Source organism: Chryseobacterium metallicongregator (assembly GCF_031324065.1).
Taxonomy (GTDB): Bacteria; Bacteroidota; Bacteroidia; order Flavobacteriales; family Weeksellaceae; genus Chryseobacterium; species Chryseobacterium metallicongregator.
On sequence record NZ_JAVIXS010000001.1, the window covers coordinates 448,932 to 465,288 of the forward strand.

Annotated in this window: 12 protein-coding genes; 7 read left to right on the forward strand and 5 right to left on the reverse strand. The window is 31.7% G+C overall.

Going from position 1 to position 16,357, the window contains the following annotated elements; all coding sequences use genetic code 11:
- Nucleotides 1-11: 11 nt before the first annotated feature.
- Both REB14_RS02065 and REB14_RS02070 read right to left on the reverse strand, forming a co-directional pair.
- Nucleotides 12-482, reverse strand: coding sequence for a hypothetical protein (locus REB14_RS02065; protein ID WP_079242046.1), 471 nt, complete (start codon nucleotides 480-482; stop codon nucleotides 12-14).
- 111 nt (nucleotides 483-593) lie between these two features.
- Entirely contained in the window at nucleotides 594-1,505 is a 912-nt protein-coding gene (locus REB14_RS02070) for a hypothetical protein (protein WP_079242047.1), read from the reverse strand.
- A 381-nt stretch (nucleotides 1,506-1,886) separates the two neighbouring features.
- Between REB14_RS02070 and REB14_RS02075 the strand changes: the two genes are divergently transcribed.
- Together REB14_RS02075 and REB14_RS02080 are read left to right on the forward strand one after the other, a co-directional pair.
- Nucleotides 1,887-4,880: a ligand-binding sensor domain-containing protein gene (locus REB14_RS02075; protein WP_309521357.1), complete on the forward strand. Its 2,994-nt coding sequence runs from the start codon at nucleotides 1,887-1,889 to the stop codon at nucleotides 4,878-4,880.
- Nucleotides 4,873-5,511, forward strand: coding sequence for a response regulator transcription factor (locus REB14_RS02080; RefSeq protein WP_079242049.1), 639 nt, complete (start codon nucleotides 4,873-4,875; stop codon nucleotides 5,509-5,511). Before REB14_RS02075 ends, REB14_RS02080 begins: the two co-directional genes overlap by 8 nt.
- A 146-nt stretch (nucleotides 5,512-5,657) precedes the next feature.
- On the opposite strand, the gene REB14_RS02085 is transcribed toward REB14_RS02080, so the two are convergent.
- The 3 genes from REB14_RS02085 to REB14_RS02095 form a co-directional block, all read right to left on the reverse strand.
- Complete coding sequence (locus REB14_RS02085) at nucleotides 5,658-6,800, reverse strand: hypothetical protein (protein ID WP_079242050.1); 1,143 nt, start codon at nucleotides 6,798-6,800, stop codon at nucleotides 5,658-5,660.
- 570 nt (nucleotides 6,801-7,370) lie between these two features.
- Nucleotides 7,371-7,880 (reverse strand): ankyrin repeat domain-containing protein, encoded by a 510-nt coding sequence (locus tag REB14_RS02090; RefSeq protein ID WP_309521358.1) that lies wholly within the window; start codon nucleotides 7,878-7,880, stop codon nucleotides 7,371-7,373.
- Between the two features lie 5 nt (nucleotides 7,881-7,885).
- The gene (locus tag REB14_RS02095) at nucleotides 7,886-9,409 is read right to left on the reverse strand and encodes a catalase (RefSeq protein ID WP_185116993.1); all 1,524 of its coding nucleotides are present in this window, start codon (nucleotides 9,407-9,409) and stop codon (nucleotides 7,886-7,888) included.
- Between the two features lie 384 nt (nucleotides 9,410-9,793).
- Here REB14_RS02095 and REB14_RS02100 point away from each other — a divergent pair, with 384 nt between their 5' ends.
- From REB14_RS02100 to REB14_RS02120, 5 genes are all read left to right on the forward strand, one after another.
- Complete coding sequence (locus tag REB14_RS02100; RefSeq protein WP_079242053.1) at nucleotides 9,794-10,207, forward strand: lipocalin-like domain-containing protein; 414 nt, start codon at nucleotides 9,794-9,796, stop codon at nucleotides 10,205-10,207.
- A gap of 463 nt (nucleotides 10,208-10,670) precedes the next feature.
- Nucleotides 10,671-13,661, forward strand: coding sequence for a ligand-binding sensor domain-containing protein (locus tag REB14_RS02105; RefSeq protein WP_309521359.1), 2,991 nt, complete (start codon nucleotides 10,671-10,673; stop codon nucleotides 13,659-13,661).
- Complete coding sequence (locus REB14_RS02110) at nucleotides 13,654-14,289, forward strand: response regulator transcription factor (RefSeq protein ID WP_079242055.1); 636 nt, start codon at nucleotides 13,654-13,656, stop codon at nucleotides 14,287-14,289. Before REB14_RS02105 ends, REB14_RS02110 begins: the two co-directional genes overlap by 8 nt.
- Nucleotides 14,290-14,358: 69 nt before the next feature.
- Nucleotides 14,359-15,036 carry a response regulator transcription factor gene (locus tag REB14_RS02115; RefSeq protein ID WP_309521360.1) on the forward strand — a complete coding sequence of 226 codons (678 nt, stop codon included), beginning with the start codon at nucleotides 14,359-14,361 and terminating at the stop codon, nucleotides 15,034-15,036.
- Nucleotides 15,033-16,316 (forward strand): sensor histidine kinase, encoded by a 1,284-nt coding sequence (locus REB14_RS02120; protein ID WP_309521361.1) that lies wholly within the window; start codon nucleotides 15,033-15,035, stop codon nucleotides 16,314-16,316. Before REB14_RS02115 ends, REB14_RS02120 begins: the two co-directional genes overlap by 4 nt.
- The last annotated feature ends 41 nt before the right edge of the window (nucleotides 16,317-16,357 follow it).

The following is a 16,357-nucleotide window of genomic DNA, read 5'->3' on the forward strand; positions in this document are numbered from 1 at the left end:
AAAAACAACTGTTATATCTTGGAAGTAAGCTCTTGTGTTTTCGCGGTTAAACTTCTCGTAATATCACCTAAAAGCTGGTTTATTTGACTTTGATTACAAAAAGTAATATCAATACTTTTTTTCAATATCTTTCCTGAAGAATTTGAAAAAAGAATAATTAAATATTTCCGAAAGATTCTTTCCTTTATTTCTATCCTAATAATTTTTGTTTGAGGCATTTCAAAGACCGGCATTTTTTTTCCACCTGAAAGCCATTGATAATTTTTAATGGAAACCACTTGTCCGGAATTCTCATATTCGAATATAAACCGGTTCTTTAATGCAGCATATATCAATACAAGTAAAGCCGTTAAGAAAAATATTCCTGAAAATAAATGATAACCAAAATACCCAAGACTAATAATGATCAAAAAAAGCAATGTAGATATAACTAACTGAAAAGTCATATAATTGCTTACTTTTTTCTTATTATTTATTTTCATTAACCTCAAATTATTAAAATTGTTTATTCTTATTTATTTTCTCTTTTTACATTCTTGAATTCAAATGGCGGAATATTGCTATTCCGCTCATTCAAAAATGTAATTAAAAATCTAATTCTTATAAAAACTATATCCCACGGATTGTACTCCCCAGTTTTTCAAAAGTTGTGGATCAGTAAGAGTTTGTCTTGTTGAAAGGTTTTCAATTCCATATAACAATTCTACTTTATATTCACTATCTGGGTCAATACTAACAGCTGTACCATCTCCAATACTATAGAAAGCAGATAAGAAATATCTAAGATTTGCATTATTAGAAGCTGTTGTTGTATATGGAACTCCTGAGCTATCATTATTGGCAGCTTCACTCAAATACGGTGAAATCTGAGTGGTTTGCATTGTTACAGTAACTACATCAACAACATTCCAGGCAGTACCCGTTTTTTTATACAATCTGGCATATGCCCTGCTATGAAAGAAAAGTGGCACTTTGATTCTTCCTGTACCCCCTTCTATATTTACTTGAGAATAATTAAATCCGTAACTCATTTCAAACCATGTATTCCATGTTGCCGTTCCTCTCCTTATCGACCCTGCAGGAAATTTAAATACAACTTCCGAATTAGGTACCACCCAGCAGTTAGCAGGTTGAATAGTAGTCCCGGTCCCTCCATCCTGCGCATTTGTTTGCATCGTATTTAATATAGATGTTAAGGGCACGTTCGCGCTAGTGTTTTGTCTCACATTACTATCAATATTATACAAAACAAAATCATTCGGATTTACAGGCTTAAACACCCCTACATTTCCATTTCCATCAGCAACCATAGGAGTTCCAGCCGGAATAACTGGCAAGTCTCTAACTCGCAATTGTCCATTAATATCCAATGTTTTTGTAGGAGACGTTGTATTAATTCCAACATTTCCTGTTTGCGCAAATACGCCAGTTGACAGCCCTAATAATACAGCTGCAAAAGATCTAACTTTTGTGTTTTTAATCATATTTAGGTTTATTTTTTTCATTCATTTGCCTGTTATTCAACTTTGTTTTTTTAAGATAAAATAATTTAATCAAGTAAAACATATTATTTCTTTAAACACAAAGGAGAAATTATCTCCTCTGTGTGAAATAACCTTGAAATTTTTGATTAAAATGTTTGGGAACATATTTAACTTAAATTGTTAAATCAAGTAATAAATTATTGTTGCAAATATCTGATAACCTTAATAAAACCTAAAATAATTTTTGTAAATATATGTTATCATTATTGTAATTTTTAATAATATAGCATGTAGTTTATAAATGACATTTAATTTTTTCAATAGTAATTAATTTTTACTACATTTATAGCAATAATTAAATATAATAAATAAAAACATAAAAATAAAACACTAAAATTAGCAATGTCGCACAGAATACTTACATCCCTGCTATTAATTTTTATACAGAGTTGTTACGGTCAACTAGTCGATACTGCATGGTATGACACGGATAACGGACTTCCCCAGAATAGTGTAAAAGATATCATTAAAGATAAACATGGGTTCATATGGCTGAGTACAGAAAATGGTTTAGTACGTTATGACGGATATAGTTTTGTTACTTATAATCATCTTAATCTTAAAAACAACAGGTTTACCACATTTTTTGGCAGTGTAGAAAAAGACTCTATTTATAATTTTACTGCTTATACAGAAAACATAGTTTTACTCAATAAAAGAAACATAAACACTTTACGTTATCAGACAGATTGTGTAAGAAAAGCATTGCATGAAAGCAAGTTATATGGATTATTTGTAAAAAATGGAGCTCCTGAAAAAATAGATCATAAAGACTTCTTTATTTATTTTGGTAAAAAAAACACCTATCATCTATTTAATAATGGAATTATACAATATAATGATAGAAAGATAGTACCCATAAAGAAACTGCATAAGAATTATATAACCAATACTTTTTGTTTAGGACAAAATATTTTTATCATTTCCAGAACATTAAAAAAAATTATCAAAATTTCGTCAGGGCAAGTCAGATATTTAGATGCCTCGGATATTTTTTTCCAAAATAATGTGAAAGTATATTGGAGCCAAATTAATGATCAATGCTTTCTTTTTCATGACAATACCTTGTATAGAGTATCCTTTCAGCATAATGAAATTGGTTTAAAAAAAATGATTCATTATGATCTTAATGAAAACTCCTTAGCTTCCATTTATCATGATGAAATCAACAATAAATTATATCTCGGAACATTATCAGATGGATTGAATGTCATCAAGTTTAATAATTTTCATGTAGCTAACCGATCTGATAAATCCTATGAAAATATTTTTTATTCAATACTTCCCTTTGAAGATAATAAAGTAATTACCCCTTCCGGAGATGTATACAATGAAAACGGATTGATAAAACAGTATCATTTTAATACGACAAGCCGATATTTCTTGTTGTATGACAGTAAAAAAAATATTATTGTTCAAAATGGGGCTTCATTACTCCGTTTTTTTCAAAACTCCAACTACTCGAAAAGTGAATCTATATATTTTGAGAAAACACCATCTCATGTATTGAATGTCAACAATTACTATGTTATTGCATTTCATGAGCAACCTTCATTACAATCTCAGCTCACCTTCTATAAAGACTCCAGTTTTAAAGATCCCTTTTTACAATTTTGGGTTCCAAATATTGTCACTTCAGTACAGAAGTTGGCTCACAATAAATGGCTGATAGGGAGCAGAGAAGCTTTATATACAATAGAAGCACCAACATTTACCCCTAAAAAAATTTCCACCGAGCCCTTACACATAAGAGAAATTACAAAGACAAAGGATGGAAATTTTTGGATCATGACTCAGGGAAACGGTTTTTTCCTTTATAATAAGGGCCAACTTATTAAAATGCCGGAAGATAAAAACGGATACCTTTTATTTGCCCATACTATTCTGGAGGACAACAAAGGATTTCTTTGGATCAGTACTAACAATGGTTTATTCAAAGTATTCAAAAACAACTTACTGCAATATGCTAAAGATAAGAAAACTTTACCTAACTATTACCGATATAGCAAGGAAGACGGGTTTAATACGAATGAGTTCAATGGTGGATGTGCTCCCAGCTCTTCAGTTCTTCAGAATGGATATTTTGTATTTCCATCCATCAAAGGCCTGGTGTTTTTTGATCCTCAGAAAATAAGAAGTTATTATCCTAAAAACTTCTTTTTGGAGCGGGTTATTTTTTATGACTCCAAAAGCAGTATAAAAGGGCAGAATATTAATCTGGAAAACAATTTTTATAAAGCAATTATATTATTGGATGTGCCTTATTATGCCAACAGAGCCAATTTGGTTATCGAAGCAAAACTAAAAGATTCCAAAAATGAGAAATGGGAAAGGATAAATAGTGATGGTAAATATTATATCTCAAACCTGGAACCAGGCCAATATCAACTTATTGCGAGGGTATTAATTTCTCCCGAAGGGAAATATCTATACAAAACACTCAATATCAATGTAAAATATTTATTTTATCAAACACTTATTTTTAAATTCTTTATTGCTTTACTATTAATTCTTATTGTATTTACCCTTTTTAAAATAAGAATAAAAAGACAGGAAAAGAAAAAAAGGGAACTTGAAAAAATTATCGCAACAAGAACCCGGAAACTGTCAAAAACAGTTTCAAAATTAGAACATACCAAGGAACAGCTGCGAAAAGAGAGTATACAACAGAAAAAATTATTAGAGACGATTAGCCATGATATCATTACTCCTATAAAGTTTTTATCCGTCACAGCTCAAAAGTTATACGAGACTGACGAGCATGATCGTTACATTCAAAAGAAATATTTTGAAAGTTTCTATAAATCTTCAGTAGAATTTTACAATTTCGTAAAAACCTTAAAAGAATACGCGGAGATATATAATAATTCCGAAAAGAATGAAATTTATAATATTTACGAACTGGTAGAAGTCAAAAAAGCTCTTTTTGAAGGTGCTGCCAAAGAACAAAACGTCGTTATTATTAATAATATAAAAGATCCTACCTATTCAAAAATCAATCAGAATGTACTAGCAGTTATCATCCACAACCTTATAGATAATGCAGTTAAAAATACTACCAGTGGAATCATAGAACTTTCTATGTTTGAATATAGCCGTACCTTCTTCCTGGAGGTAAAAGATACGGGCAAGGGAATGAGTAAGGAACAAATGATCTATTATGAAAAGCTTCAGGATAATATTGAAAATGAAAAACTGGTTTTACAAAAATACAGTTTAGGATTACACCTTATTCTTCAGTTACTCATGATGATCAATGGCAAAATTGAATTTAAAAATAATATACCGCAAGGAACGATAATATCAATCAAAATAAAAAAACAAAAACATGAATAAAAAAATTATTATTGCAGATGATCATTTTGTAGTAAGATTTGGCACTACACTGATTTTAGAATCCCACTACAAAGATGTACAGGTTTCCTGTGCAGAATCCTATACGGAACTCATAGAAAAGCTACATATTGAACAATTCGACCTACTAATCCTGGACATCAATATGCCGGAAAGCAAATATTTAAGTATGATTGGTGAATTAAAAACGATGCATCCCCATCTTAAAATTCTGGTTTTTTCTGTGTATGATAATGATATTGCAGTGCAGTATATCATAGAAGGCGCCGATGGATATATTAATAAACTATCTGACGAAAACAATATCCTGGAAGCAGTTCAGCAAATCTTTGAAACCGGAACCTATTATTCTCCGGATATTGTAAAAAAACTCGTTTCTTCAGCTAAAAAAAACAATCCTGTAAATCCACTTGAAACATTATCAGAAAGAGAAAAAGAAATATTTGACCTGTTGGTTAAAGGGTACGGGAATATTGAAATATCAAATGAATTAAACCTTCACCTTTCTACTGTGAGCACCTACAAAGCAAGAATTTATAAAAAGTTGAATATTAAAACCACGGTTGATCTTGTAAGACTAGGCGATAAAAACCAGACACACAAACATAAATAAACTCCTATATTTAGTTTTTTCTAAAAAATAATCTATTGAAGTACCTACTGAATGAATGTATGTAAATAAAAAAAACGGAATAAATATTCCGTTTTTTTTAATCATCTGTATTCTATAAGAATCGTAAAGTTGTTAATACAATTTTATTAATGCTTTTTTGACTTAATTTTCTTTTGTAATTTTTGGGTTAAGTCAAGTAGTTTATTGATTTGTTCTTTTTGAGCATCAATCTGTGTTTGCTGTTTGATAACATGCAAGTAAAGTTCTTCTACTTTCTCCAATGTCTGGGTTGAAAGTTCTGATAAATTAAATGAGTAAAGTCCATTTTCTGTTTTTGCTAAATCATTAATAGAAGTTACCCCAGGTAAATGGTTGTTCTCTTTAATAAATTTTTCTGTATCATAAATATTTAAAAATTTATATTTAGAATTCAGTAAAGATTTTCCGTTGTAATACTCTTCGAATACATAATCGGGATAGGTAGTTGTTGCTGTCGTAATACTTCCGCTTACTTTTAATTTTTCACCTGGCGCAAAAGTAGTAGTTGAATATCCAACACCCACATTCTTAACAAAAAAAGCATTTCCATCAGGTTCGATCTTAGCTTGTGTAACTCCATTAACTCCAGAAGTTGGAGTTGTCAGAAAACTAATACCTGTAGGTGCATTTGTACCACCTGTCCCAATAGTAAGTCCAGAACTATTTCCTGCAGCTACAACTTGTGCTTCTGAGTTGGTATCACAATAAATAAACAATGAATAATTTCCACCATTGGAAAAGCCCATTGAAGATCTTGTTCCCGTTCCTGAATCCTGTACGATACCCAGCCCCACACTATTATTAATAGTTGTAGTTTGTTGATTCACAAATTTCAGATCCTTTCCATTTTGTGTAACCGTTCTCGTACTGGTAAGAGTGCCATCTGCATTATAAATATTGTTATAAGAACTGATCAGTTTCTGCCATACTGAACCATCAAAATAATAGTAGCCAATACCGTCAATATTTACTCTTGGTCCGGTATTGTTACCTGCTGAGATATCTGTAATATATATCAATGCTCCTTTTTGATTAGCTCCATAAAGTACATCTCCTTTAGCGGAAAGCTGTGCACGGGTAAGCCTCGGTGCCTGAAGTCCGTCAAGATCAGTAGCCCCTAGTTTTCCATTAACATCCAATGTGGAGTTAGGCGTTGTAGTATCAATCCCTACACCTGCCGTCTGTGCAAAAATGCCAGCAGAAGTTACCATTAGGGCTGCCATAAATAAATTTGTTAAATTTTTTCTCATTGTTTTAATTTTAATATTTAAACTTTTTTGAAGTGAAAAATATGGGATAAGCAAGTAACCCTGATTCTTATATCCACTTGTGCATTGTTAACGTAAGACAGAAAAACATTCCATTACTTAAAAAGGGAACTGGAAAAATGATTTTTTGTTTTAAGCGTAAACAAAAAGTAGAATTAAATCTTTACAGAAGTGCATTACCTGATATAAAATTGTTCTACAGATAGTTTTTTAATGTTTTTGGGAATTAAAATATATTATGTTTTTATTTGCAATTCGTCATTACTGACTAATAATTCTTTTATTTTTCAAGAATGGAACTAATCCATTTTGATGTAACAAATTTAAAATACGGAATGTGAAAAATTTAACTTTCCCATGTAAAAACAAATTGCCGCCAATGTAGTATTATATCTTGTTTATGTAGTTTAAAAACTACGTAACTCTGTAGATGGTGAAATATATTAAAATATAAACTCTATTTTACAGGGTGATATCATTACAATAATCCTCCGTCAGATTGACAGGAGGATTATTATGGAAGTTAGCAGACAATAAAACAATTCTCCGAAATTATAATGATTGAAGCAGCTTTACAGCCTCTTCATTATTTTGCATTACGGCATGCTGCAAAGCCGTATTGCCTCTATTATCCTTAGCATTTTTATCTGCTCCGTTCTCTAAGAGCAGTTTTAGGATTTCTGTTCTTGCAAAAACAGCAGCATAGATAAGAGCCGTTGCATCATTATAGTTTTTGATGTTTATATTTGCCTTATGGGAAATCAACAACAAAATCATTTCTTTATATCCTTTAAACGTAGCTCCCATTAGTGCCGTATTACCACTATTATCCTGAAGATCAGGCTGAGCTCCATTGTCAAGCAACCACTTTATCGCCTTTTCATGATTATGATATACGGCAAGTATTAAAGGAGTATATCCTTCCTCATTTTTAGAATTGACCTCTTTTTTAAACTGAGAAATTGCTTCTACATTACCTGTCTTTGCATAAGAAAAAATATCCTGTGCACTCATTTTGCTCATTGCAAAAAACATCATGATGGTAGAAAAAAGATATTTCATTATTTCTATTTTGAAGACAATAAAGATTCCAGTTGCTGACGATCCATTTTAACATATTGAGCCAGTCGCTTTCCATATTCTGCATCTGCCTGATAGAAATAGGAGATCATTTTCGCCACTACTTTTTTATTCTCAACACTGCTCAGAGCACTACCCAGATTTTTAATCAGGTTATCCTGATCTTTTTTAGAGAAAGACCGATAAAGTTCTCCCGCTTGTTTAAAGTTGTTTTCTTTATCGAGTTTAGCTTGTGCTGTAGATGTACCGGCAGGGAAAACAGTTTGGGAGTATTTGAATTTTTTATTATCAGTAACTTCAGGCTTAGTTGTTGAAGGCTGATAGTTTACCTCTCCGTTCTGAGCTCTCATAGACATATAGCCGTTTTGGTTATATGTTGTCACATTATTTTTTGCTGCATTAATTGGTAACTGTTGGAAGTTCCCTCCAATTCTGTGTCTTTGGGTATCAAAATATGAGAATAATCTTCCCTGTAACAGTTTATCTTCTGATGGTTCTATTCCCGGAACAAGAGTACCGGGAGAAAAAGCAGCCTGTTCTACCTGCTGAAAATAATTTGTTGGATTTTGATTAAGGGTCATCGTTCCCACTTTCACTGATTTTGCGATAGATTCCGGCCATACTTTAGTTACATCTACCGGATTAAAATCGAGCTTTTCAAAATCATCCTTTTTCAACATCTGCACATATAAATCCCATTTTGGAAAGTCTTTATTCTGGATAGAATTATATAAATCTCTTGTTGCATGTTCTATTTGTGTAGATTGGATTTTATCAGCTTCTTCCTGCGTAAGATTTCTTTCACCTTGCTTGGGAATCCACTTGTATTTTACATAAGTTATTTCTCCTTTTGTATTGATCCATTTAAAAGCATGTACTCCATTTCCTTGCATCTCTCTGTAATTGGCAGGAATTCCATTGTCAGAGAACAACCATGTCAGCATATGAGTAGCCTCCGGGATATTAGCCATAAAATCAAAAACCCTGTTATTATCGGAAGCATTATTAGTAACCGGAGAAGGTTTAAAAGCGTGTACCATATCTGGAAACTTAATTGCATCTCTGATAAAAAACACCGGTAAATTGTTACCTACCAAGTCATAATTTCCCTGATCCGTATAAAACTTAACAGCAAATCCTCTTGGATCTCTAAAAGTTTCCGGAGATCCCTGCTGATGTACTACGGTAGAGAATCTTACCAATACCGGAGTTTTCTTACCAGCCTTTGATAAAAAATCAGCCATTGTAACATCAGAAAAATCAGCATCTGCAACAAATTCACCTATGGCTCCTGCTCCTCTTGCATGCACTACTCTTTCAGGAATTCTTTCCCTGTCAAAGGCAGCCAGTTTTTCGATTAAATGAATATCCTCCAGCAATACCGGTCCGTTATTACCTACTGTTTTAGAATTTTGGTTATCTCCTACAGGGCTCCCTGTGTTAGTCGTCAACTGCTGAGAATAGACTGTTGATGCTATCAGGATTCCCGCTAACAAAACATTTTTTTTCATAATTTTTTATTTTATAGTGGGGCAAATATAGAAAGATGATTTACTGGATTCATCTTAATAAATTCAATCTCATTAATTCACCAAATCTATCAAACAATTAAATAATAATAGATGCCATCTACTATATTTTATAAAATAAATTTATTTTTTTTTCAAACAAATTTCTTTAAGACACTTTAAATAGCGTATCGTGTAGTTTAATAACTACACTCATTTAAACATACTTTAGAGAACAATTACTTAATTTTGCCAAATCAAAAAAAATTAAACACTTGATAAAAAACATCAGGGTTAATTAGACATAGCTAGAAGCAATTGATAGGTTGGTATAAGAAGTTTATAACGAAGACATTTACAAGGCATACATATAAAAACATAAACATTATGAAAAAAAAGGTATTATCACTAATTATCTTGGGTATTTTGACAGCGTGCACTTCTCCCAAAAAAGAAAATACAGAAGTTACTTCAAATAAAGCATCAGATATTAAAGCTGAACTTGTAGGAAAATGGGTACAACCTATTCCAGGACAGGAAAAGGAAAAGCAAGGTATTGAGCTTCGGGACAATGGTACCGCAGCATCAATAAATATGCACACGTTGCTGTATGAACAATGGAAAATTTCTCATGATACCCTATTTCTATGGAGTCGTACTGTAGGAGTAGCACAGCCTTCCACCTCTAGCGATATTGACACCTTACTTATTCAAAAACTTGATAATACATCGTTAACGGTTGTATCTTTAATTGGAGACCCTAAAAATAATGTTGCTCAAACTTACAGTAAAGAAAAATAGGTATTTAATTGCTAACAAATTCTTCTTTAGCCAGAAATTCTAACATCGAAGAAATTTATACTAAAGAAAAATAGATTCTAGGATCTATTTTTTTTTACCTATTGAGAGTATAATAATCTTTCTTCAAAATGCAAAAAATCAGTAATTTGATATTCGTCTGATATCTACTGATTTTATTTTATAATAAAGAGAACAAATATTGTTTATCACATCATTATTATCAATAACTTTCTCAACAAGATATCAAAACAAATTCTATATCCATTACGGAACACCAAGTTTACCAAGTATTTAATTAACATCCACCAAACACTCTAAAAAAGCCATGGAAATCGACGTGGCTATCATTTTAAATTTAAAAGCATGTAGTTTTAAAACGACATCCAACACTTCTACTGGCTCTCAAAATTTATTAATTTTATAATACTAGACCATGAATACTTTATAATTACAAGTATTAAAAATGTTTAATAAACAACTTATATTTATATTTTTCATAACTATACAACTGTACTACAGTCAGCAAACAGCTTCAATATGGTATGATACAGACAATGGCCTTCCTCAGAACAGTGTAAAGGATATCATTAAAGATAAGTACGGATTCATCTGGATCAGTACAGAAAACGGATTGGTACGTTATGACGGAAATAATTTTGTCACCTATAATCATCTTAACTTTAAAAACAACAGATTTACCACTTTTTTTGGAAATTCAAAGAAAGATACCATTTACAATGCAACAGCTTTCGACGAAAATACGGCATTAATATCTAAAAGAAATGTAAGTATTCTCACTCGTAAATCAGGTTGCCTGCAAAGAGTATTACGTAAAAGCAAATCGAACTTTATTTTTACTAAGAATGCCATATCAGATCAGTTTGAAGATAAAGATTTCTTTATTTATTTTGATAAGAACAACTATTATCAATTGTTGCATGATGGAACCGTACAATATAAGGATCATAAAGTTACAACGCTGAAGAATCTACCTAAAAACTATATTTCAGATACATTTTGTTTTGACCAGACTATTTTTATCATTTCCAAATCATTAAAAAAAATAATTAAAATTTCTCCTACTCAGATAACTTACCTGGATGCACCTGAGATTTTCTTTAAAAATGGTATAGAAATGTACTGGAGCCAGATCAATAATCAATCTTTTATTATCCTGAATCATACACTGTATAAAATAGGCTATGAGCATAATACTTTTAGTTTAAAAAAATTAGCAGATTATGATCTTAATAAAAACTCTTTAGCCGCCATTTATCATGATGAAGTGAACAATAAACTGTACCTTGGAACATTATCAGATGGATTGAATGTAATAAAATTCAACAATTTTCATGTTGTCAACAAATCAGATAAATCCTATGAAAACATCTTTTATTCAATGCTTCCTTTTGAAAATGATAAGGTAATCACTTCCTTAGGTGATGTATACAATGAAAACGGATTGGTAAAACAGTATCATTTTAATACAACAAGCAATTTTTTTTTACTGTATGATAATCAAAAGAATATTCTTGTTCAGCAGAAATCAAGTTTACTTCGTTATCTTAAAAAATCTAATTATTCTAAAAAAGAAAAACTTGCTTTTAAAAAGGAACCCTCTTATGCATGGAGGGCGAAAAATTTTTTCATTGTAACGTTCCACAAACCTATACTGAAATCTCTCCTTACCTTTTACAAAGACTCCGATTTTAAAACCCCATTCTTACAATTTTCCATTCCAAATATTGTAACCACAGTTCATGAATATGGCCATGATAAGTGGCTGATAGGAACCAGGGATGCTTTATATTCAATAGAAACGCCCACTTTTATTCCTAAAAAAATATCTGCCACCCCGTTACATGTAAGAGAAATTACAAAAACAGAGGGTGGAAATTTCTGGATTATGACCCAAGGAAATGGCTTCTTTTTATATAAAAACAAGCAACTCATTAAAATGCCGGAAGATAAAAACAGATATCTTTTATTTTCACATACTATTCTGGAGGACAAAAATGGGTTTCTCTGGATCAGTACCAATAATGGATTATTCCAGGTACTGAAAAACAACCTTCTGCAATATTCTAAAGACAGAAAAACATTACCCAACTATTACCGATATAGCAAGGAAGACGGCTTTAATACCAATGAGTTCAATGGTGGCTGCTCACCCAGTGCTTCGGTTCTTCAAAATGGAAATTTTGTATTTCCTTCTATAAAGGGACTTGTATTTTTCCATCCTGAAAAAATAAGAAGCTACTACCCTAAAAACTTCTTTTTGGAAAGAGTCATATTTTATGATTCCAAAAGCAATATTAAAGGAAAAAATATTACTCTTGAAAATAATTTTTATAAAGCAATTATATTAGTTGATGTTCCCTATTATGCCAATAGAACCAATTTAGTTATCGAAGCAAAACTAAAAGGTTCTAAGAATGAAAAATGGGAAAAAATAAACGGCGATGGTAAATATTATATTTCAAATCTGGAGCCGGGACAATATCAACTTATTGTGAGGGTATTAACTTCTCCGAAAGGGAAATACATGTACAAAACAATTAATATTAATGTAAAGCACCTTTTTTATCAGATTCTCATCTTTAAGATTTTTATTCTATTTTTTATATCAGTATTTACATTAAAAATGATAAAACTTAGAATAAAAAGGCAAATATTAAACAAGAAGGAACTTGAAGACATTATTGAAATAAGAACCCGGAAACTATCAAAAACAGTTTCAAAATTAGAATATACCAAGGAACAACTGCGAAAAGAGAGTGTACAGCAGAAAAAACTATTGGAAACCATAAGCCATGATATTATTACTCCTATAAAGTTCTTATCTATAACCGCCAAAAAGTTATATGAGACTGACGAACATGATCGTTATATACAAAAAAAACATTTTGAAAGTTTCTACAAATCTTCGGTAGAATTTTACAATTTCGTGAAAACCTTAAAAGAATACGCGGAGATATATAATATTTCTGAAAAGAATGAAACTTATAATGTTTACGAAATTGTGGAAGCTAAAAAAACACTTTTTGAGGTGGCTGCCAAAGAGCAAAATACTCTTATTGTCAACAATATTAAAGACCCTACTTATTCAAAGATCAACCAGAATGTGGTAGCAGTTATCATCCATAACCTTATAGATAATGCAATTAAAAATACCACTAATGGAGTTATAGAGCTTTCTACCATTGAAGATGATACTATCTTTTTCCTGGAAGTAAGAGATACCGGTAAAGGAATGAGCAAGGAACAGATGACTTATTATGAAAAGCTTCAGGACAATATTGAAAATGAAAAACTGGTTTTACAAAAATACAGTTTAGGATTACATCTCATCCTTCAGCTGCTTATGATGATCAATGGTAAAATTGAATTTAAAAACAATATACCACAAGGAACTATAGTATCGATTAAAATAAAAAAACAAAAATATGACTAGAAAAATTATTATTGCAGATGATCATTTTGTAGTAAGATTAGGCACTACACTGATTTTAGAATCCCACTACAAAGATGTACAGATTTCCTGTGCAGAATCTTATACGGAACTCACAGATAAGTTATACGCAGAACAGTTTGATTTGCTCATCCTCGATATCAATATGCCGGAAAGTAAATATTTAAGCATGATTGGTGAATTAAAAAAAATACAGTCCAATCTGAAAATTCTGGTTTTCTCTGTATACGACAATGACATCGCAGTACAGTATATCATTGAAGGCGCCGATGGATATATTAATAAACTATCTGACGAAAACAATATTCTGGAAGCAGTTCAGCAAATCTTTGAAACCGGAACCTACTACTCGCCGGAGATTGTGAAAAAACTGGTTTCTTCTGCAAAAAAAGACACTCCAATAAATCCACTGGAAGCTTTATCAGAAAGAGAAAAGGAAATATTTAATCTACTGGTTAAGGGTTACGGAAATATTGAAATATCAAATGAATTAAACCTTCACCTATCTACAGTCAGCACCTACAAAGCAAGAATTTATAAAAAACTGAATATTAAAAACACTGTTGATCTTGTTAGATTGGGAGACCGAAATCAAGTACATAAAAAATAATTAAAAAACCTTGTGTCCATTTGAAACACCATGTTTTTATTGTTATGCTCAACTCAGATAATATTTACTATGAAAATCTTAATTATAGAAGACCATAAAGATTTGATCATCAATATCACTGATTATCTGAAAAATGAAGATTATATCTGTGAAATTGCATCAGATGCTCAAACAGCATTCGAAAAGATTGAACTTTTTGAGTATGATTGTATTCTTCTTGATCTGATGCTTCCCGACGGAAATGGTCTGGATATTTTAAAACATATTAAAACCTGCTCTACGGGAACAGGTGTAATCATTGTATCAGCAAGAGATTCATTAGACATCAAATTAGCAGGACTGGATGAAGGTGCCGATGATTATATTACGAAACCTTTCCCACTTCCTGAACTTCATTCCAGGATAAAAGCTGTTTTCAGGAGGAAAACCCCGGAAACCCACCGACATCTTATCTTCAATGAAATATCAATAGATCTTGAATCTAAGGCATGCAGTATCTGTAATCAGCTGATCAGTTTAACCAAAAAGGAATTGAACCTTTTGATCTATTTTATCAACAACCAAAACAGGATGCTGACCAAGCAGGCTATCGCCAGTCATTTATGGGGAGATTACACCTATAGTATTGACAATATTGATTTTGTATATCAACATTTGAAAAATCTAAGAAAAAAACTCATAGAATCAGGAGGTAAAGATTATCTGCAGACTGTCTATGGATTGGGCTATAAGTGGATTGACAAATGAGTTTAAGTTTACAATTTGCAAGGGCTTTTGCCTGTTTGGTATTCTTTGTTCTCATGATGGGTTTTATCATTATGTATTTTGCACTGGAAAGAACCATCGTCCGTTCTGCTATTCTAAAACTACAAACCCAGAATATGAAAGTCGCCCAGCAGTTGGAACAAAATCCATCCTATGACTATACTCTTTTTGGCCAGAACCCCGCTGTAACTATGCTTCCTGATTCCCAACATATATCCAAGAGAAAACAAATTGCAGAAAAATATATTTGGAATAGTAATTCACAATCTTACATTAATAAGATAGAAGTAATGGATTATCTTGTTATTCACAAAAAAAAATATTCCATAAAAAGCATCCGTTACATTACGATCATTGAGCACCGGTTTCTAACAAGTATTCTGATGGTGATTGCATGGATAACAATATTTCTGATCATCCTAACGATCATTGTCAGTACAATTGTTTCAAAAAGTATTCTGGAACCGTTCTATTGTTCTCTGGATGAGATTAAAAAATTCAATTTAAAAGATCATTCTCAGATGAATCTTATGGAGACCAACATCAAAGAATTCAAACTGCTTAATCAGTTTCTGCTGAAAATGTCTGATAATTCAAAAAAAGATTATAACCTGCTGGAAGAACTTTCTGAAAACACTTCTCACGAACTCCAGACTCCTCTGGCTTCTATGAAAGGGAAGATAGAACTGCTAATGGACAGTCAGCTTTCTGAGTACCAGCTCACCACCTTAGATATGATGAATAATGAATTGGACAGACTCTCTTCTATCAATCAATCTCTTATTCTTCTGGCAAAACTGGAACATTTTGAGAAAAGAACTACCGATCCCATTAATTTTTCAGAAGTATTACGGGAAAGACTGCAATACTTTGAAGAAATATTTACTCTTCAAAACCTCACTATTATTACTGATATTCAAGATAATATTTTTTTAAGCCTTGATAAAAATCTGGCAGCCATCATCATCAATAACCTTATCAGTAATGCCAGAAAACACAATATGGATAATGGGGATATTCGCTTAAAACTTACAGAACATTTTTTTGAGATCTCCAACACCGGCTATCCTCCTACTCTGCCCACTGAAGAATTATTCCAGAGATTCAAGCGTGGTAATCCCAACCAAAACTCTATCGGGATTGGTTTGGCATTGGTAAAGAGAATTTTGGAGATTTACCACACTAAAATCTCTTATCATTTTAACAACAGTAGACACACTATCATAATATATTTCACAAATCAATCCATTGAAAAACAATAATTTAATAACAAATTCAGTACATCAGTAACAACTTCAGATTT